Consider the following 18,974-nt stretch of genomic DNA (forward strand, 5'->3'; position numbering starts at 1 on the left):
CGGTGAATTTTCAGTGGGCGAAGTGACGGGCTCCGGTGAGGTACAACGTAATGCCCGCTCGGGTGGCCGCCGCGGTCACTTCGTCGTCGCGCACCGAGCCGCCGGGATGGACGATTGCCTTGACCCCGCCGGCGGTCAACGTATCGAGGCCGTCGGGGAACGGGAAGAACGCGTCGGAGGCCGCGACGGCGCCGCGGACCCGTTCGCCGCCACGCTCAACGGCCAGCCGGGCGGCGTCGACCCGGTTGACCTGACCCATGCCCACCCCGACGGTGGCGCCGTCGGCGACCACGACGATCGCGTTGGACTTCACCGCGCGGCAGGCGCGCCAGGCGAAGACTAGATCGGTCAGGGTCGCCGGGTCCGCGGGTTCGCCGGTAGCCAGGGTCCAGTTGACCGGGTTGTCGCCATGCGCGTCGAGTTGGTCGCGTTGCTGCATGAGCAGGCCGCCGCTGATCGGCTTGATCTCGATGCCACCGAGTTGCGGCTCGGAGGCCACCAGGACGCGGATGTTCTTCTTGCGGGTCAGCAGGTCCAGCGCGCCGGGCGCATAGGCGGGCGCCACGATCACTTCGGTGAAGATGGTGCTGACATATTCGGCCATCTCGACGCTGACTTCGGCGTTGGCGGCGATGACTCCGCCGAAGGCGCTGAGCGGGTCGCATTCGTGGGCCTTGCGATGCGCGTCGGCGACGGAGACCTCGGAGATGGCGATGCCGCACGGGTTGGCGTGCTTGATGATGGCCACGCAGGTCTGTTCGTGGTCGAACGCCGCGCGCCAGGCCGCGTCCGCGTCGGTGAAGTTGTTGTAGGACATCTCTTTTCCGTGCAGCTGCTCGGCCTGCGCCAGGCCGGGCCACGCGGCGGGGTCGCTGTACAGCGCTGCCTGCTGATGCGGGTTCTCGCCGTAGCGCAGCGTCGCCGAGCGGCGCCAGTTGCGGCCGAACCAGTGCGGGAATTCCGTCGCCGGTTGCTCCGGCGCCAGCGTGGACTGCATCCAGGTGGCCACGGCGATGTCGTATTCGGCGGTGTGCTGAAACGCCAGCGACGCCAAGCGTTTCCGTTCGGCGAGGGTGAAGCCGCCGCCGCGTACCGCGGCCAGCACCCCGTCGTAGCCGCGCGGGTCGGTGACCACCGCCACGCTGGGATGGTTCTTGGCCGCCGCCCGCACCATCGAGGGCCCGCCGATGTCGATCTGCTCGACGCATTCGTCCTCGGATGCGCCGGATTCGACGGTCTCGGTGAATGGATACAGGTTGACCACAACGAGTTCGAACGCCGCGATGCCGAGTTCGTCCAGGGCCGCGGCGTGCTCGGGCTTGCGCAGGTCGGCCAGCAGCCCGGCATGCACATGCGGGTGCAGTGTCTTGACCCGGCCGTCGAGCACTTCCGGGAAACCGGTGACCTCTTCGACCGGTGTCACCGGGATGCCTTTGCTCGCAATGGTTTTGGCTGTGGACCCGGTGGACACGATGTCAACGCCGGCGGCCGCCAGGCCCCGCGCCAGGTCGACCAGGCCGGTCTTGTCGTAGACGCTGATCAATGCGCGGCGGATCGGCTTCTTCGAGTCGTCGGTGCTCATCCCAGTGTTGCCTTTCGTCCTGTCAAGGTCACTCCGCCGGTCGCGATCGCGGCCACCACGTCGACCAGAAGCCGTCGTTCGGTGACCTTGATGCGCTCATGCAATGTCGCCACGTCGTCGCCGTCCAGCACTGGGACGGCTTGCTGGGCCAGTATCGGACCGGTGTCGGTGCCGGCATCCACCAGGTGGACCGTACAACCGGTGACCTTCACACCGTAGGCCAGCGCGTCGGCCACTCCGTGCGCACCCGGGAACGCCGGCAGCAGCGCCGGGTGTGTGTTGAGGATCCGCCCGTAGTACCGCGAGAGAAACTGAGCGCCAAGGATTTTCATAAATCCAGCCGAAACGACGAGATCCGGCTGGTGCGCGGCGGTGGCGTCGGTGAGCGCGGCGTCCCAGGCCTCGCGGCTCGGGTGGTCGCCGAGCCGGACGGTGAAGGCGGGTATCGACGCCTTGGCGGCTATTTCGGTGGCCGGGCAGTCGCGATCCACACCGACGGCCACGACGCGGGCGGGATAGCTTCCGACCGCAGCCTCGATCAGCGAATTGAGCAGTGAACCGGTGCCTGACGCCAGCACCACCAGTCGCGCCGGTGCACTTGGGGGTACACGGAGCGGTTCCTGCACACGGTGAGCCTAGTCGGACGACGATGCCGGCTTACCGGCCGGAGGAGGAGTCCGACGATTCAGGGCAGTCGGACGACGATGCCGGCTTACCGGCCGGAGGAGGAGTCCGACGATTCAGGGCAGTCGGACGACGATGCCGGCTTACCGGCCGGAGGAGGAGTCCGACGATTCAGGGCAGTCGGACGACGATGCCGGCTTACCGGCCGGAGGAGGAGTCCGACGATTCAGGGCAGTCGGACGACGATGCCGGCTTACCGGCCGGAGGAGGAGTCCGACGATTCAGGGCAGTCGGACGACGATGCCGGCTTACCGGCCGGAGGAGGAGTCCGACGATTCAGGGCAGTCGGACGACGATGCCGGCCCCACGGCCGGAGGAGGTCTTGCCCGTTGCGCGTGTCGAGTGTGCGTTCTTGGCGTCGACTGTGCGTGCTGGGCGGTAATACGCGGGTTAGGCCGCCGCTGGCTCACACTCGACGCCCTAACCGCACACTCGGCGCCGTGCGCTCACACTCGACGCCGTGCGCTCACACTCGGCGCCCCAGCGGCCCAAGGAGGAGGTCGAGTGTGCGTTCTTGGCGTCGACTGTGCGGCTAGGGCGGCGATACGCCGGTTAGGCCGCCGCTGGCGCACACTCGACGCCCTAACCGCACACTCGGCGCCGTGCGCTCACACTAGAAGCCCTGGCCACACACTCGACGCCCCAGCCGCCGAAGGAGGAGCTCGAGTGTGCGTTCTTGGCACCGACTGTGCGTGCTGGGCGGTGATACGCCGGTTAGGCCGCCACTGGCGCACACTCGACGCCCTAACCGCACACTCGACGCCGTTGGCTCACACTCGACGCCCTAACCGCACACTCGCGGCCTAGGCCTCACTTTCGCGCCGACCCGTCGCTTCGTCGTCAACAGACACGTCGGCCCCATCAGAGCCGACGCGCTCATCGACGCCCGACGAGCCGTCGACTTCGTCCACCTCGCCAACCCCGTCGACGTCGTCCACCTCGTCGACCTCGCCCATCTCGTCGTCGAAGTCGTCGTCGACCGGCGGTGGCGGGGCAGGTCGCCGGCGTCGGGGCCGTCGCCTGATCCCACCGGCGATCACCACCGTGAACGCCCCGACCACGGCGAACCAGAACAGCGCACCCAAGAACATCGCGCCGACATCGACGCCGACGTTGCCGAAATTGCCCAGCTTGCCGCCGCCGGCGTACCCGAGCAGCGCCATCACCAACGCGGCGGCCACCGCGGCGACGATCACCTTGGCCATGGCCGGCACGAACGGCAGCGGCCGCCGCGCACACTGCTGCCCGAGCGCCACCCCGGAGGCCGCGCCGATGATCAGCAATGCCACCCACACCGGGGCCAGCGGCGGTCTGGGGGCGGCGGCCAGAATGGGCAGAGCCGGGATGTCACCACCGAAGACGGTGAACGAACTGAACGTCGCGAAGCCGATATGGGCGCTGGAGCCGACCGCGACGGCCGACGCGCCGACGATCACGTTGGGCGCATACAACGCCGAGAGCGCCGTCAGGTTGAACTGACCCCAAATGGAATCGGTGATCCCGTACAGGTCTTGCATGGTCGACCAGTGCACGACCAGCGACACCGCGGTCGCTGCCGCAGAAAGCCCCAGCAACGCCAACACGCCCGCCGCGGCGGCGCGCACCGAATCCTCCAACCAGTTGGGCAACGGTGAGGCATACAACGCGCGCCGACCCAGCTGTGACCACACTCCGAACGCGGCGCCGATCGCGTGCACGACGAGCACGCTGGTGAAAGCCCGCAGCGCACTGGGGGTTTGCAGCTCGGTGAGGACCGACGACGCGTCATGGATGACCGCCAGCGCGATGGCCGTCATCAGCAGCGGCCCACCCAGCGCGGACGCCGCTATCCACCGCACCACCAGCCATGACGAGTACGGCGAGGTGGCGCGCGCGGTGGTTCGCGCGGTACCCCACACCATCAGCAGCACGGGCAGCAGCGGCATGACGCCCAGCTCACGGCCGCCGATCGAGATCGGCACCTGGTGCACGCCCAGCCACATGCTGGCGATGGCGCCCAACGCGCCGGTCATGTCGCTGTTGGCGATCAGCAGCTGCAGCAGCGTGATCGCGGCGATGACGACCAGCGCCACGACGGCGGGCGCAAAAGCGACCCGGACAAGGTCACGCGCCTGGCGAGCGCCCGTTGCTCGACTGTCCCCGCTTTTTGCCGACACCCTTCTCACTCTTCGCGCACGTGCTCGGCTAGGCGCGAGAGCGCCCGGTTAGACCGGAGCCGGTCCAGACGACGGCTGCTGGCCCTGGCCCTGGCCCTGGCCATAGGACTGTTGCTGGCCGCCACCCTGATTGGAGTAGTTGACCGGAGCGGAGCCGCCCTGCGAGCCGCTTCCGGCGTTGACCTGCGGCGGCGGGCTGAAGCTGGGGAAACCGGTGGGCGGGGTGGACGGTCCCTGGTGCTGGGACGGCTGGGCGGTTTGGGTCTGGGCATTGAAGCCGCCCGACGGCGGGTTCTGGCTGCCCGAATATCCCCCGTACTGCGAGCCGTAGCCGGACTGCTGGGGCGCCTGCTGCGGAGAAGACTGCTGATGCCCGCCGGTCTGCTGCTGTGCACCCGGCTGACCGTAGTAGCCGCCACCCTGCTGACCGCCGTACTGGCCGTACTGCCCGTACTGGCCGTATTGGCCGCCATACGGGTCGAACTTGGGCCGCGGGGTCGGCGCGGTGATCACCCCGGCCTCGAGAAGCAGCGCAGCCACCGACGCGACGGCCTGAAAAACGATGAACACCAGCACCAGCCACAGCGCCCAGCCGTAGGAGAAGGCGTTGGGCTTGTTGAAGATCGCGCTGATCACAAGCAGCAGGGACAGCACGCTGAGCACCGCGACGATCGGCGTGTACACCTTCGTCTTGGGCAGCAGGCTCACCCCGGCCAGCAGCGCGGCCAGCACCGCGACCGTGACCGCCAGCCCGGTGTCACCGGTGACCTCGCCGCCGCCGGCTCCCAGATCCGAGCTGACCGTGAACAAGGGTCCGAAGCTCGCCAGGTACGCCGCCAGACCCAGCGCCACCGCCGCGATGTTCAGGTACAGCGGCAGCTTGCTCGGCCCATCATCGGTCTTCGCGAAAGAAGGTGTGGACCCTCCGTAGGAGCCAGCGGGTTGTCCGGACGGATATCCGGGACTACCGGGCGAGTAGGTCATGACTCCTCCTGTTGCTTCCGGTGCCGCGCGGCCCCACTGTCGTAGTGCGACGCTGTGTACCTGTTGCGGGATTCGACCAACCACGCTAGCGCACCTTCGCCCGCCGGTGCGGGGGCGACCTGCCCCCCGGCGAGCGGCGTCGGCGCGCACCGATTGGTTCCCGGCTGTTCCATGTCGGGGGGTAGGTTGCCCGGCCCAGGTAGAACACGTTCTAATTCAGGCATGGACTACGGGCTCGTTCTATTCACCAGCGACCGCGGCATCTCGCCGGCCGCGGCCGCCAAGCTGGCCGACGATCACGGCTTTCACACGTTCTACGTGCCAGAACACACTCACATCCCGATCAAGCGGGAGGCCGCGCACCCGACGACGGGCGACGCGTCGCTGCCCGACGACCGTTACATGCGCACGCTAGACCCATGGGTAAGTCTGGGCGCGGCGTGCGCGGTGACGTCGCGGGTGCGGCTGTCGACGGCCGTCGCGCTGCCCGTCGAACACGATCCGATCACGCTGGCCAAGAGCATCGCCACCCTGGACCATCTGTCCGGCGGCCGGGTCAGCCTCGGCGTGGGATTCGGCTGGAACACCGACGAGCTCACCGACCACGGGGTGCCGCCGGGGCGCCGCCGCACCATGCTGCGCGAGTACCTCGAGGCGATGCGGGCGCTGTGGACGCAGGAGGAAGCCGAATACGACGGCGAATTCGTCAAGTTCGGGCCCAGCTGGGCCTATCCCAAGCCGGTGCAGTCGCACGTGCCGGTTCTGGTGGGCGCCGCGGGCACCGAGAAGAACTTCAAGTGGATCGCACGCAGCGCGGACGGCTGGATCACCACTCCGCGTGACTTCGAGATCGACGAGCCGGTGAAGTTGCTGCAGGACACCTGGGCCGCGGCAGGCCGCGACGGCGCCCCGCAGATTGTGGCCCTGGATTTCAAGCCGGTGCCCGAAAAGCTGGCCCGGTGGGCCGATCTGGGTGTCACCGAGGTGCTGTTCGGCCTGCCCGACAAGTCCGAAGACGAGGTCGCGGCCTACGTGGAGCGGCTCGCCGGCAAGCTCGCCGCGATGGTGTGACCGCGCTAGGGAAAGCAGCGGTTGCCGTAGTCGAATGAGCGCACTCGCACCCTCGCGCCCAGCGGATCGCCGTCGGTCAGCAGGGCGATCAACTCGTCGTCCTCGGTGGTCGACAAGAACCGGCTCCCGTCGTCGAGCCTGCCGATGATGATCCCGGTGGGCCGCCCGTCGTCGCGCCGGACCGTATAGGTCTCGACGGTGCCGGGGCCGTCGGCGTTCTCGGTCACCGGCACGGTTGGTCCGCTGTCGATGCGGCTCTGCAGTTCGGCGTTGCGTTCGGGCTGCCACGCCGTCGGGGCGGTCGAGTAGACGCCGACCGAGTACTTGCTCAGGATGCCGCCGTTGGCGCCGACCAGACCGAAGTGTCCGGGCGCGCGGCGCATCCGGGTGACCGTCTCGGCGACGGCGTGCATCGAGTAGTTGTTGCCCGCCCCACCGAAGAACGGCAGCCCGCCGGTCACGGTCAGGCCGCGGGGGTCGTCGGGCGCGATGCCCAGGCCGTCGCAGATGTTGAACACCGGCACCGGAAAGCAGCTGTAGAGGTCGAAGGTGGCGACGTCCTCGACGCCGATGCCGGCCATGTCCAGCGCCTCGGTCGCGGCCAGCACGGCCGACGGCGCGTGACCGAGGTCCGGGCGTTCCAGCAGGCTCTGCTCCTCCAGGTCGACGTGCCCGTGCAGGAACACCCACTTGTCCGACGGCACACCCAGGCGCCGCGCTGTGCCCACTGACATCAGCAACGCGGCTGCGCCCTGGTTGACCTGGTCGCGGGCCACCATCAGCCGCGGATAGGGGTTGGAGATCATCCGGTTGCGCTCGGTCACGGTGATCAGTTCCTCGACCGTGCGCTCGACCGGCGCCGCGGCGAACGGGTTGCCGGCAGCAACCTTGCTGAAGGGCGCGAACAACTCCCCCATGCGCCGCAGATAGTCGGCGGGCCCCAGGCCGGTGCCGGCTCGCCGCGCGTTCTCCAGCAGCCCGTATTGCGTCGGCGCGTCGATGAGACCGTGCACCACGGTGTAGCGCGAGATGAGCCCGTCGATGCCCTGCCCGCGGTCCTCCAGGTCACCCTCGACGGTCTCGGTGAAGTCGGGCTTGGCCTCGGCGCGCGCGAAGTAGCGCAGGGTCGACGTCGCGTCGGATCCGAAGATCAGTGCGGCCCCGCAGCGGCCCGCAGCGATCTGCCCGGCCAGCTCATTGATCAGGTGCTGCGGGCCCTGACCGCCGACCACCTCCAAGATCGCCCGCGCCGGGTTGGCGCCGAGCCGGTTGGCCACCGAGCGCGGATAGTTGTTGGACCGTCCCAGCGGAGCCGTCGCCACCGGCCCGGAGATCTCGAATTGCCGGACCCCGGCCACGGTGTCGATCACCGCAGCCACCGACGCGAACTCGGCGTCGCAGTCTTCCAGCGCGGCGCGGGCGGCGGCCGCCGCCAGCTCGACCGGAGACATCGCCCGGTACCCGGGATCGTCGATGCGCTCAGCGGCTTGGCCGACGCCGACGACGACGGGTGTGTTCGGGTCGATGTGCATAGCGAGCGCTACAGGCCCTGCAGGATCTCCCGGGCCAGCGCGGCCGTCTCCGAGGGCGTCTTGCCCACCTTGACACCCGCGGCTTCCAGAGCTTCCTTCTTCGCGGCCGCCGTTCCCGAGGACCCGGACACGATGGCGCCGGCGTGGCCCATCGTTTTGCCTTCGGGCGCGGTGAATCCCGCGACGTAGCCGACGACCGGCTTGGTCACGTTGGCCTTGATGAACTCCGCGGCGCGCTCCTCGGCGTCACCGCCGATCTCGCCGATCATCACGATGAGCTTGGTGTCGGGGTCCTTCTCGAACGCCTCGATGGCGTCGATGTGGGTGGTGCCGATCACCGGGTCACCGCCGATGCCGATCGAGGTGGAGAATCCGAAATCGCGCAGTTCGTACATCATCTGGTAGGTCAGGGTGCCCGACTTCGACACCAGCCCGACCGGTCCCGGGCCGCTGATGTTGGCGGGCGTGATCCCGGCCAGCGCCTCGCCCGGCGTGATGATGCCAGGGCAGTTGGGACCGATGATGCGCGTCTTCTGTCCTTTGTCGACGTTGTAGGCCCACGCGTACGCGCTGTCCTGCACCGGGATGCCTTCGGTGATGACGACCAGCAGCGGGATCTCGGCGTCAATGGCTTCGATGATGGCGTCTTTGGCGAATTTCGGCGGCACGAAGACGACCGACACATTGGCGCCGGTCTCTTTGATCGCTTCCGCGACGGTGCCGAACACCGGCAATTCGACGTCCTTACCGACGGGGTCGACGTGCGAGACCGTGGTGCCTGCCTTGCGGGCGTTGACTCCGCCCACGACCTGAGTGCCGGCTTTGAGCATCAGCGCGGTGTGCTTGGTGCCCTCACCGCCGGTGATGCCCTGGACGATGACCTTCGAGTCCTTGTTCAGAAAGATCGACATCTGTTGGCTCCTCTTACTTGTTCGCCAGCTCGGCGGCTTTGTCTGCGCCGGCGTCCATGGTCTCGGCCTGAATCACCAGCGGGTGGTTGGCCTGGGCCAGGATGCGGCGTCCTTCGTCGACGTTGTTGCCGTCGAGCCGGACGACGAGGGGCTTGTTGGCTTCTTCACCGAGCATGTTGAGGGCGGTCACGATGCCGTTGGCGACGGCGTCGCAGGAGGTGATGCCGCCGAAGACGTTGACGAAGACGCTTTTGACCTGCGTGTCATTGAGGATGACGTCCAGGCCGGCGGCCATCACCTCGGCCGAGGCGCCGCCGCCGATGTCGAGGAAGTTGGCCGGCTTGACCCCGCCGTGCTTCTCACCGGCGTAGGCGACGACGTCCAGCGTCGACATCACCAGGCCGGCGCCGTTGCCGATGATCCCGACCTGGCCGTCGAGCTTGACGTAGTTGAGGTCGTGCTCTTTGGCCTTGAGCTCCAGCGGGTCGGTGGCCGCGCGGTCCTCGAACTCGGCGTGGCCCGGCTGACGGAAGTCGGCGTTGGCGTCCAGGGTGACTTTGCCGTCCAGCGCCAGGATCTTGTCGTCGGGCGTCCGCACCAGCGGGTTGACCTCCACCAAGGTGGCGTCCTCGCCGATGAACACCTCCCACAATTTCTGGATGGTCACCGCGGCGGCGTCGAGCACCTCGGCCGGCAGATGGCCCTGTTCGGCGATGGACCGCGCGAACTCGAGGTCGACGCCCTTGACCGCGTCGACCGGGACCTTGGCCAGCCGGTCGGGTTTGGTCGCGGCCACCTCTTCGATCTCCATGCCGCCTTCCACCGAGCACATCGCCAGGTAGGTGCGGTTGGCGCGGTCCAGCAGGAAGGAGAGGTAGTACTCCTCGGCGATGTCGCTGGCCTCGGCCACCAGCAGCTTCTTGACGATGTGACCCTTGATGTCCAGGCCCAGGATGTTCTTGGCGTGCTCGTAGGCGTCGTCGGCGGTGGCGGCGTACTTCACCCCGCCGGCCTTGCCTCGCCCACCCGTCTTGACTTGAGCCTTGACCATCACCGGACGACCGATCTCCGTGGCGATGGCCTTGGCGTCCTCCGCGCTGTCGGTCACCCGCCCCTGGTTGCCGGGCACGCCGTACTTGGCGAACAATTCCTTGGCTTGGTACTCGAAGAGATCCATGGGCTCACTGTCTTCGCTCGGATTACTGCAGGCCTATAGGGAGGCGGTGCTAGATTCAGCCACTCGCACGGACGAACTGTATCGACATGCAAAATGGGGGTTGCGCCCGCATCCAGGCGTGTGGCCCAGGTCACCGGCCGGTCCACCCAGCCAGACAGGTGATAGAAATCACAATCGCGGTTAGATCGCTGAACTTAGGTTGCCAGGCTCATCTCTTTGCGGATACCGTCTCAAGGTCCAGATAACAGTATGGTTACGATTCGAGGACATTAAAGGTTGTCCCAGCACCGATTCGCCCGGTCTGTCGCTGTTGAAGCGGCTCGCGCAACCCGCGATCGTTGGCTGAACCCTCCCCGAAACGAAGTCACCGAGATCATCCCGCTGGATGGGTTCGACGAACTCGACCAGCTGGAACTGTCCGAACTCGACGAGCTCGACTTCGGGGATTCCCAGTTCGACATCGAAGAGCAGGTTCTGCGGGCTCCCGAACTCGACGACCTCAGTGACGCCGACGACCCGACACCGCTGACGCTCGACGCGCCGACTCAGGTGCTCGCGGTGGTCACCGTCGAGACCCACTACGACGACTTCGACGACGTTGATGACTTCGGCGACTTCGATTACGACCGGGCGCCCGGTCGGTCGCTGGTCGACGTCATCGCGGTCCCCCGGCGCGGTGGCCAACACCGCAAGCAGCCAACCAGCGCGGCCAAGGGCCGTCTGCTCATCTCGTCGATGGCGGCGGGCGCGGCGGCCGCGGCCGTCCACACCGCGACCGAGCATTCCGAGAGCCCGAAGATCGAGACCGTCCTGACGGCGAACACCTCGGCGCTCAACGGCGGGACGGGCAGCAACGAACCGCGCGGCGTGCAGATCGTCGCCGCCCACCCGGCCGCCGACGTCGCGATCCACAACCAAGAACTCGCCCGCGGCAACGCATTTGCCGAAGAGCGCGCCGAGCGTGAAGCGCGACTGCAGCAGCCGCTCTACGTCATGCCGACCAAAGGCATCTTCACCTCGAACTTCGGCTACCGGTGGGGTGTGCTGCACGCCGGCATCGACCTGGCCAACTCGATCGGAACCCCGATCTACGCCGTGTCCGACGGCGTGGTGATCGACGCCGGCCCCACCGCCGGTTACGGCATGTGGGTCAAGTTGCTGCACGCCGACGGGACGGTCACCCTCTACGGCCACGTCAACACCACCATGGTCAATGTCGGGCAGCGCGTGATGGCCGGCGACCAGATCGCCACCATGGGCAACCGCGGCTTTTCCACCGGCCCGCACCTGCACTTCGAGGTGCTGCTCAACGGCACCGAGCGCATCGACCCTGTGCCATGGCTTGCCAAGCGGGGACTCAGCGTTGGCAGCTACGCCGGCTGACCGGTGACCGCGCCGAGCGACCCCCCTGCGCGCGAGAACACCTCCGAGCCCACCTCGGCCTCCGAGCCCACCTCGACACCCTCGGAAGCACGGACCCGCATCATCCGGCGCGCACCCACCGGGCCGCTGCCGCCGATCGCTGACACCGCGACCACACAAATGCCCACTCGGGCATCGGCTTTACCGCCTACCACGCGGGTGCCGCAGCTCCCGCCGCTGCCCAGCGTGCTCCATGACGAGCCGCGCGCCGCCACGGCCGTCGCCGCCTGCGCGGTCGGCATCGTCAGCGGGTGGAGCACATCGGTGGTGGCCACCGACCTGATCGCCGGGTGGTGGCGCAGCGACCGGTTATTTTGTGTGGCGGTCGGATTCCTTGCCCTGGTCTTCGCCATAGCGACCATCTCCGGCGTGATCGCCTTGTTGTTGCACCGCCCGATCGGGCGCTATCTGATCGTGGCGGGCGCGGTGGTGGCGCTGCTGACCTACGGCGGGGTGTTCATCGCGGGCGCGCGTGTGGCCTGGCTGGTGTACCTGCTGCCGGTGCTGCCGATTGCCAGCGTGGCCTTGGCATTGCATCCGCAGACCAACCGCTGGGTATCGCAGGAGTCTTAGCCGGCGCTGGTCACAGCTTGCTGACCGGAGCGTGGTTGTGCATCAACTTCACCCGTCCGGCGCTGCCGAAGTCGATCAGCGACATCGCCGACTCCCCCACCCCGGACACTTCCTCGACGCGGCCCAGGCCGTACTTGTCGTGCGTCACCCGATCACCGGGTGACAGCACCAACATGGGACGCTTGCTGGCCCCCGAGCGCGTCGGGGCCACCCGCGGTGTGCCGAACCGCCCGGCGCCACTGACCGGCGCGCTGAACGACGGCTTCGGCGCGGTGCGCCGCCACTCGATCAACTCTTGCGGGATCTCCAGCAGGAACCGCGATTCCGGGTTGAGCATCGGCTGGCCCCAGGAGGAGCGGACGATGGCCCTGGTCAGATACAGCCGTTGTCGGGCCCGGGTGATGCCGACGTAAGCCAGCCGCCGCTCCTCGGAGAGCTCCAGCGGATCGTCGAGCGCCCGCATGTGCGGGAACATGCCGTCCTCCCAGCCGGTCACGAACACGACGGGGAACTCCAACCCCTTGGCGGTGTGCAGCGTCATGAGCGTCACCACGCCGGAGCCGTGCTCGGGAATGTCGTCGGTGTCGGCGACCAGCGACACCCGCTCCAGGAAGGCGGCCAGGGTTCCGGTGTCCGGGACGTCCTCGTCGACCGGGGCGTCCTGCGTCTCCGCGAGCGCGGCCGCGATGTTGGCTTGGTCGGTGCTGAATTCGTGTGCGACGCTGACCAATTCGTTGAGGTTGTCCAGCCGCGCCAGCTCCTGCGGATCGGTCGACGACTCCAGTTCTCGGCGGTACCCGCTGCGTTCGAGTACCGCCTCGACCAGTTCACCCAAGTCGTCGTCGAGGCGCCCGCGCAGTTCGTCGAGGATCTCGACGAAGCCCGCAATCGCCTTCTCCGCGCGGCTGTTGAGCATCGGCACTTTGCCTTCGGCGGCAGCCTGCAGCGCGTCGGCGAAGCTGGCCCCGGTGTTCTCGGCGTACACCGCCACGCACGCCTCGGCCCGATCGCCGATGCCGCGCCGCGGCGTGTTGAGGATGCGCCGCATGCTGACCGCGTCGCCGGGGTTGTCCAGCACGCGCAGGTAGGCGACGATGTCGCGGATCTCCTTGCGCTCGTAGAAGCGCACTCCCCCAACGACTTTGTACGGAATACCGGCGCGGATGAACACTTCTTCCAGCGACCGCGACGAGTTGTTGGTGCGGTAGAACACCGCCACGTCGTTGTAGGTGATCTCGCCGCGTTCGGCTAACGCGTCGATCTCTTCGGCCACGAACCTGGCCTCGTCGTGCTCGTTGTCGGCGACGTAACCGACGATCAGTTCACCCTTGCCGGCGTCGGTCCACAGCCGTTTCTCCCGGCGTCCGGCGTTGCGGGCGATCACCGAGTTGGCCGCGGACAGGATGTTTTGCGTCGAGCGGTAGTTCTGCTCGAGCAAAATCGTTGTGGCGTCGGGATAGTCGCGTTCGAAGTCTTCGATGTTGCGGATGGTGGCGCCGCGGAAAGCGTAGATCGACTGGTCGGCGTCCCCGACGACGCACAGTTCGGCCGGCGGGACGTCGTCGGAGGATTCTCCGGACCCATGTCCGACTAATTCGCGTACCAGCATGTACTGGGCGTGGTTGGTGTCCTGATACTCGTCGACCAGCACATGGCGGAAGCGGCGCCGGTAGTACTGCGCGATCTCCGGGAAGTTCTGCAGCACGGCCACGGTTTCGCCGATGAGGTCGTCGAAGTCCAGCGCGTTGGCCGCCCGCAGCCTGCGCTGGTACTCGGCGAAGACGGAGGCCACCGTGCGGGCCAGCTCGTCGGAGTCGTCGGTCAAGTCGGCCAGCGCCTGATGCGGGTCGATCAGCTCGTTCTTCAGGTTGGAGATCGCGTTGGCCAGCAGTCGCGGCGAGAACCGCTTGATGTCCAGGCCCATGTCCCGGCCGATCATCTGCAGCAACCGCCGCGAATCGTCGGCGTCATAGATCGAGAAGTTGGAGTTGAGGCCCTCGATCAGCGACGCCTGGTTGCGCAGGATGCGCACGCAGCTGGAATGGAACGTCGACACCCACATGTAGCGGGCGCGGTTGCCGACCAGGCTGACCACGCGTTCACGCATCTCGGCGGCGGCCTTGTTGGTGAAGGTGATGGCCAGGATCTGGCCGACGCCCACTCCGCGCGCCGCGATCAGATACGCGATGCGCCGGGTCAGCACGGCCGTCTTGCCCGATCCGGCGCCGGCGACGATCAGCAGCGGCGATCCTTGATGGACGACCGCCTGGCGCTGTTGCGGATTGAGGCCTTCGAGCAGTTGGTCTGCGTCGGACCTGGCTTCGGTTGCGTGCACACTCATGTCTGTCCAAACTTACCGCTGCGCACCGACGACAGGGCCGCGGTTGGCCACGTTGCCCGCGGCGTGGTGCGGAACTTCCCCGTCACAGCGGTCGCTTGCAGCGCCGCGGGAGGTCGTGCCCCATGTGCCCGCCGGGCAGCGACACCACCGCGCCGCACACGGCCGCGAGCTGGACCGATTTCTCCGAGTTTTTTGCGCGGGCACAGCCGTCGGTGGCACACTCGTTTCGTGCTCAACACGCAGCCCCGATTTTTCTACGGGTACCGACCAGCGGTGCCCGTGGTCTAGCTGCTTTCGCAGAGCCCCGTGGTCCGCTTCCGGATACGGGGCTCGTCTCTTGTGTGAGGCCCGAACCGGATGAGACCAGACCCCCCACCTCACGAGAACGCGGAGTTAGCAGAGATGAACACTGAGACCCTCGAAGGCCAAGAACTCGGCATCGACGAATTGCGTGCGGAGATCGACCGGTTGGACGCCGAAATCCTGGCTGCCGTGAAGCGACGCGCGGAAGTCTCCCGGGCCATCGGCAAGGTTCGGATGGCCTCCGGCGGCACCCGGCTGGTGCACAGCCGCGAGATGAAAGTCATCGAGCGCTACAGCGAGCTGGGTCCGGAAGGCAAGGATCTGGCGATGCTGCTGTTGCGGTTGGGCCGGGGCCGGCTCGGCCACTGATCTGGGTAACGGCCGGGGCCCACGCCCGAGCCGACGCACCGGCACAGGATTAGGGTCGAACCATGACCTCCGTGCGATCAATCCCTGACATCACCGCCACCCCGGCGTGGGACGCCCTGCGCAGGCATCACGAACAGATCGGGGAAACCCACCTGCGGCAGTTCTTCGACGACGATCCAGAGCGCGGACGCGAACTCACGGTCACCGTCGGTGACCTCTACATCGACTACAGCAAACACCGCATCACCCGTGAGACCATCGGCCTTCTCGTCGATCTGGCCCGGGCCGCCGAGTTGGAGCAGCACCGCGACGCCATGTTCGCCGGCGAGCACATCAACACCTCCGAGGACCGCGCGGTGCTGCACACCGCGCTGCGGTTGCCGCGCGATGTGCAGTTGGACGTCGACGGGACCAACGTCGTCAAGGAAGTCCACGAGGTGCTCGACGCGATGGGCGACTTCACCGACCGCCTGCGCAGCGGCGAATGGACCGGCGCCACCGGGGAGCGCATCAAGACCGTCGTCAACATCGGCATCGGCGGGTCCGACCTGGGCCCGGTGATGGTGTACCAGGCGCTGCGCCACTACGCCGATGCGGGCATCTCAGCACGCTTTGTCTCCAACGTCGATCCCGCCGACCTGGTCGCGACCTTAGCCGACTTGGACCCTGCCACAACGCTTTTCATCGTCGCCTCGAAGACGTTCTCCACCCTGGAGACGTTGACCAACGCGACGGCAGCCCGCCGCTGGCTGACCGATGCCCTCGGTGACAATGCGGTGGCCAAGCACTTCGTCGCGGTATCGACCAACCGGCGACTGGTCGACGAGTTCGGCATCAACACCGACAACATGTTCGGGTTCTGGGACTGGGTCGGCGGGCGGTATTCGGTCGATTCGGCCATCGGGCTGTCGGTGATGGCCGTCATCGGACGAGAAGCCTTCGCCGACTTCCTGTCTGGTTTTCACATCGTCGACGAGCACTTCAAGAACACTCCGCTGGAGTCCAACGCGCCTGTGCTGCTCGGCCTTATCGGCCTGTGGTATTCCAACTTCTTCGACGCGCAATCACGCGCGGTGTTGCCGTATTCGAACGACCTGGCCCGCTTCGCCGCCTATCTGCAGCAGCTGACCATGGAGTCCAATGGCAAGTCGACCCGCGCCGACGGCTCCCCGGTCGTCACCGACACCGGCGAAATCTTCTGGGGCGAACCGGGAACCAACGGCCAGCACGCCTTCTACCAATTGCTGCACCAGGGAACACGTTTGGTGCCGGCCGATTTCATCGCGTTCAGCCAGCCGCTGGACGACCTGCCGACCGCAGAGGGAACCGGCAGCATGCACGACTTGCTGATGAGCAACTTCTTCGCCCAAACTCAAGTGTTGGCGTTCGGCAAGACCGCCGAGGAGATCGCCGCCGAGGACACCCCGGAAGATGTCGTGCCGCACAAGGTGATGCCCGGAAACCGGCCCACCACTTCGATTCTGGCCAACCGGCTGACGCCGTCGGTGCTCGGGCAGTTGGTCGCCCTCTACGAACATCAGGTGTTCACCGAGGGCGTCATCTGGGGCATCGACTCGTTCGACCAGTGGGGCGTGGAACTGGGTAAGACTCAGGCCAAGGCGTTGCTGCCGGTGATCACCAGCGACGACGCGCCGGAGCAGCAGTCGGACAGCTCCACCGACGCGCTGGTGCGCCGCTACCGCACCGAACGAGGCCGCGCCAGTTAGCCATCGGCGGCGAGCGTGCGCAGTTGCACGCTCTTGGCCGGCGTGTCGCGTACCGACACGCACGCTCGCGTCCCAGGGAGTGGGGGGCCTAGGAGAACCGCTTGGTCAGCGGTGGGGGCAGCATGCGCACCAGCTGCACCAGCGGCGCCCACGGCCACCACGGCACCGCGGCCCGGCCGGGCTCGCGTTCGATGGCGTCGACGAGCGCCTTGACGCCAGTCTCGTTGTCCACCATCAGCATTGTGTTGGCAGTCCTGGCCGTCATCTCCGACTCGATATAGCCGGGCTCGATGGTCGAGACCCTGATGGGGCCTTTGCCGTATTCGGCGTGCAGGGATTGACCCAGTGAGCTCAGACCGGCTTTGCTTGCGGCATAGGCGGCTTTGACGCCCGGCACTCCCTTGTGGCCGAGCACCGAGGAGATGAGCACCAAGTGCCCCGAGCCGCTTTGGTGGAACATTTCCAGCGCGGTTTCGATCTGCACCAGAGCCGACACCAGATTGGTCTCGATGGTGGCCTTGTTGGCCCACAACTTGCCCGAGCCCAGCCGGGCGCCCTTGCCGATGCCGGCGTTGACGATGACCCGGTCGATGCCACCGAGTTCGTCCCTGAGTTCGCCGAACACCTTTGGCACTTGCTCGTGGTCGTTGACGTCCAGCGCGGCGATCGCGATGCGGATCGACGGGTTACTCTGCGCCAATTCGGCTTTGAGCTCTTCCAGCCGGTCGGTGCGGCGGGCGCACAGCGCCAGGTCACGGCCTTTGGCGGCGAACGCGCGGGCCATGCCGGCGCCCAGCCCGGAACTTGCGCCGGTGATCAGGATTTTCTGGCGAATCACCCCGGCAGCATATCGACTACTTGAGTAGTCGCGACATGCGCCGGTCGGCCAGCACTTTCCCGCCGGTCTGGCAGGTGGGGCAGTACTGAAAAGACTTGTCAGCAAATGACACTTCGCGCACCGTGTCACCGCAGACCGGGCAGGGCAGCCCGGTGCGGGCGTGGACTCGCAGCCCGGAACGCTTCTCGCCTTTCAGGGTGGCGGCCCCCTGACCGACGGACCGGCTGACCGCGTCGGTGAGCACCGTGATCATCGCGTCGTGCAGGGTCAGCAGCTGTTTTTCGGTCAGCTTCCCTGCCGTGGCGAACGGCGAGATGCGCGCGACATGCAAGATCTCGTCGCTGTAGGCGTTACCGATGCCGGCGATCACCTTCTGATCGGTGATGACGGTCTTGATGCGGCCGGTGTTGCCGGCCAGAATCTGGGCCAGGTCGTCGGGCCCCAGTTCCAGCGCGTCGGGTCCGAGCGCGGCGATTTGCGGGACCAGGAGCGGATCGGTGACCAGCCAGACCGCCAGCCGCTTCTGCGTCCCAGCTTCGGTCAGGTCGAAGCCCGGGGCATCGCCGGGAGTGCCGAGGTGCACGCGCAGCGCGATCGGCCCCTTGCCCGGGCGCAGCGGCGCGGCCGCCAGCTTGTCCGACCAGCGCAGCCAACCCGCCCGCGACAGGTGGGTGATCAGCCACAACTCACCGGCTTGCAGACCCAGGTACTTACCCCACCGCTGCGCCCCGACGACGGTCTGGCCGTGCAGGGCGTGGACCGGCGGATCGAAGGTCTTCAGCACCGACAGGGCGGTGACATCGACGCGGCCGACGGTCAGGCCGACGGCGTGGCGCCGCAGGTGGTCGACCAGCGCTTCGACCTCGGGGAGTTCGGGCACCTATTCAGTCTGCCGATCCCAGCGCGGCCCGGCTAGACCGGCCGCCTATTGCAGCGGCGTCGCGTTGCGCGCTTCGGCCGCGGCGTACTGAGCCGCGCCGCCCGTCATGGCCTGGACGAACTGCTGATGGAACGATGCAGCCTGGGCGCTGAGCTCCTGATAGGCCTGCGCGTGCGCGCCGAACAGTGCCGCAATGACGGCCGAGACCTCGTCGCCGCCGGGAGCTACTACCGCGCTGGTGGGGAAGGCGGCCGAGGAGTTGGCCGCGCTGAGGCTCGAACCAATGCTCGCCAGATCGTTGGCCGCGGCAGCCACGTGGTCAGGGACTGCGTTCATCCACGACATTGGGAACCTTCCGACAGTGCGATAGGCCCCCACTACCGCCAGTTGCAATAGGCACTGTTGTACCGAAATGAATACTAGC

At 67.3% G+C, this 18,974-nt stretch carries 15 protein-coding genes and 2 pseudogenes; 5 read left to right on the forward strand and 12 right to left on the reverse strand.

Features of this window, described 5'->3' with window-relative positions:
- Positions 1 to 10 precede the first annotated feature (10 nt).
- From purH to I2456_RS21675, 4 genes are all read right to left on the reverse strand, one after another.
- Positions 11 to 1,582 (reverse strand): bifunctional phosphoribosylaminoimidazolecarboxamide formyltransferase/IMP cyclohydrolase, encoded by a 1,572-nt coding sequence (gene purH, locus I2456_RS21660; RefSeq protein WP_085073052.1) that lies wholly within the window; start codon positions 1,580 to 1,582, stop codon positions 11 to 13.
- Positions 1,579 to 2,208 carry a phosphoribosylglycinamide formyltransferase gene (gene purN / locus I2456_RS21665; RefSeq protein ID WP_085073051.1) on the reverse strand — a complete coding sequence of 210 codons (630 nt, stop codon included), beginning with the start codon at positions 2,206 to 2,208 and terminating at the stop codon, positions 1,579 to 1,581. Before purN ends, purH begins: the two co-directional genes overlap by 4 nt.
- Before the next feature lie 861 nt (positions 2,209 to 3,069).
- Positions 3,070 to 4,431, reverse strand: coding sequence for a cell division protein PerM (locus I2456_RS21670; RefSeq protein ID WP_085073050.1), 1,362 nt, complete (start codon positions 4,429 to 4,431; stop codon positions 3,070 to 3,072).
- Positions 4,432 to 4,470: 39 nt separating this feature from the next.
- The gene (locus I2456_RS21675) at positions 4,471 to 5,406 is read right to left on the reverse strand and encodes a DUF5336 domain-containing protein (protein WP_085073049.1); all 936 of its coding nucleotides are present in this window, start codon (positions 5,404 to 5,406) and stop codon (positions 4,471 to 4,473) included.
- Positions 5,407 to 5,628: 222 nt separating this feature from the next.
- Between I2456_RS21675 and I2456_RS21680 the strand changes: the two genes are divergently transcribed.
- Positions 5,629 to 6,477 carry an LLM class F420-dependent oxidoreductase gene (locus I2456_RS21680; RefSeq protein WP_068157062.1) on the forward strand — a complete coding sequence of 283 codons (849 nt, stop codon included), beginning with the start codon at positions 5,629 to 5,631 and terminating at the stop codon, positions 6,475 to 6,477.
- Between the two features lie 5 nt (positions 6,478 to 6,482).
- Here the strand turns inward: I2456_RS21680 and I2456_RS21685 are convergent, their stop codons facing one another.
- The 3 genes from I2456_RS21685 to sucC are packed head-to-tail and all read right to left on the reverse strand — an operon-like array spanning position 6,483 to position 10,097.
- On the reverse strand, positions 6,483 to 8,009 hold the full coding sequence (locus tag I2456_RS21685) for an acetyl-CoA acetyltransferase (protein WP_085073048.1): 1,527 nt from the start codon (positions 8,007 to 8,009) through the stop codon (positions 6,483 to 6,485).
- Between the two features lie 8 nt (positions 8,010 to 8,017).
- A complete protein-coding gene (gene sucD, locus I2456_RS21690) occupies positions 8,018 to 8,920 on the reverse strand; it encodes a succinate--CoA ligase subunit alpha (protein ID WP_068157068.1) in 903 nt (300 codons plus the stop codon).
- A 13-nt stretch (positions 8,921 to 8,933) separates the two neighbouring features.
- Entirely contained in the window at positions 8,934 to 10,097 is a 1,164-nt protein-coding gene (gene sucC, locus I2456_RS21695) for an ADP-forming succinate--CoA ligase subunit beta (RefSeq protein WP_085073047.1), read from the reverse strand.
- A 276-nt stretch (positions 10,098 to 10,373) separates the two neighbouring features.
- On the opposite strand from sucC, the gene I2456_RS21700 reads away from it, so the two are divergent.
- Entirely contained in the window at positions 10,374 to 11,480 is a 1,107-nt protein-coding gene (locus I2456_RS21700) for a M23 family metallopeptidase (RefSeq protein WP_085073046.1), read from the forward strand.
- A gap of 3 nt (positions 11,481 to 11,483) precedes the next feature.
- Complete coding sequence (locus I2456_RS21705; protein WP_174814227.1) at positions 11,484 to 12,092, forward strand: hypothetical protein; 609 nt, start codon at positions 11,484 to 11,486, stop codon at positions 12,090 to 12,092.
- A gap of 10 nt (positions 12,093 to 12,102) precedes the next feature.
- On the opposite strand, the gene pcrA is transcribed toward I2456_RS21705, so the two are convergent.
- The gene (gene pcrA / locus I2456_RS21710) at positions 12,103 to 14,433 is read right to left on the reverse strand and encodes a DNA helicase PcrA (RefSeq protein WP_085073044.1); all 2,331 of its coding nucleotides are present in this window, start codon (positions 14,431 to 14,433) and stop codon (positions 12,103 to 12,105) included.
- A gap of 357 nt (positions 14,434 to 14,790) precedes the next feature.
- On the opposite strand from pcrA, the gene I2456_RS21715 reads away from it, so the two are divergent.
- Both I2456_RS21715 and pgi read left to right on the forward strand, forming a co-directional pair.
- Positions 14,791 to 15,105, forward strand: a complete 315-nt coding sequence (locus I2456_RS21715) for a chorismate mutase (RefSeq protein ID WP_082952151.1) — start codon at positions 14,791 to 14,793, stop codon at positions 15,103 to 15,105.
- A gap of 62 nt (positions 15,106 to 15,167) precedes the next feature.
- Positions 15,168 to 16,832 (forward strand): glucose-6-phosphate isomerase, encoded by a 1,665-nt coding sequence (gene pgi, locus I2456_RS21720; protein WP_085073043.1) that lies wholly within the window; start codon positions 15,168 to 15,170, stop codon positions 16,830 to 16,832.
- An 88-nt stretch (positions 16,833 to 16,920) separates the two neighbouring features.
- Here the strand turns inward: pgi and I2456_RS21725 are convergent, their stop codons facing one another.
- From I2456_RS21725 to I2456_RS21735, 4 genes and pseudogenes are all read right to left on the reverse strand, one after another.
- The gene (locus I2456_RS21725) at positions 16,921 to 17,670 is read right to left on the reverse strand and encodes an SDR family oxidoreductase (RefSeq protein ID WP_085073042.1); all 750 of its coding nucleotides are present in this window, start codon (positions 17,668 to 17,670) and stop codon (positions 16,921 to 16,923) included.
- Positions 17,671 to 17,686: 16 nt separating this feature from the next.
- A complete protein-coding gene (locus I2456_RS28670; RefSeq protein ID WP_241008020.1) occupies positions 17,687 to 18,157 on the reverse strand; it encodes a zinc finger domain-containing protein in 471 nt (156 codons plus the stop codon).
- Between the two features lie 198 nt (positions 18,158 to 18,355).
- Positions 18,356 to 18,550 (reverse strand): annotated as a pseudogene (locus I2456_RS28675) (DNA-formamidopyrimidine glycosylase family protein); the annotation flags it as partial.
- 48 nt (positions 18,551 to 18,598) lie between these two features.
- Positions 18,599 to 18,895, reverse strand: a pseudogene (locus tag I2456_RS21735) (PE family protein); the annotation flags it as partial.
- Positions 18,896 to 18,974: the final 79 nt, after the last annotated feature.

This window comes from Mycobacterium kubicae (genome assembly GCF_015689175.1).
Lineage (GTDB): Bacteria > Actinomycetota > Actinomycetes > Mycobacteriales > Mycobacteriaceae > Mycobacterium > Mycobacterium kubicae.

What these genes read in the sequence shown, in the direction of transcription:
- purH (WP_085073052.1), bottom strand. Translation starts at nt 1,582, where the DNA reads ATGAGCACCGACGACTCGAAGAAGCCGATCCGCCGCGCATTGATCAGC.
- I2456_RS21675 (WP_085073049.1), bottom strand. Translation starts at nt 5,406, where the DNA reads ATGACCTACTCGCCCGGTAGTCCCGGATATCCGTCCGGACAACCCGCT.
- I2456_RS21680 (WP_068157062.1), top strand. Translation starts at nt 5,629, where the DNA reads ATGGACTACGGGCTCGTTCTATTCACCAGCGACCGCGGCATCTCGCCG.
- I2456_RS21685 (WP_085073048.1), bottom strand. Translation starts at nt 8,009, where the DNA reads ATGCACATCGACCCGAACACACCCGTCGTCGTCGGCGTCGGCCAAGCC.
- sucD (WP_068157068.1), bottom strand. Translation starts at nt 8,920, where the DNA reads ATGTCGATCTTTCTGAACAAGGACTCGAAGGTCATCGTCCAGGGCATC.
- sucC (WP_085073047.1), bottom strand. Translation starts at nt 10,097, where the DNA reads ATGGATCTCTTCGAGTACCAAGCCAAGGAATTGTTCGCCAAGTACGGC.
- pcrA (WP_085073044.1), bottom strand. Translation starts at nt 14,433, where the DNA reads ATGAGTGTGCACGCAACCGAAGCCAGGTCCGACGCAGACCAACTGCTC.
- I2456_RS21715 (WP_082952151.1), top strand. Translation starts at nt 14,791, where the DNA reads ATGAGACCAGACCCCCCACCTCACGAGAACGCGGAGTTAGCAGAGATG.
- pgi (WP_085073043.1), top strand. Translation starts at nt 15,168, where the DNA reads ATGACCTCCGTGCGATCAATCCCTGACATCACCGCCACCCCGGCGTGG.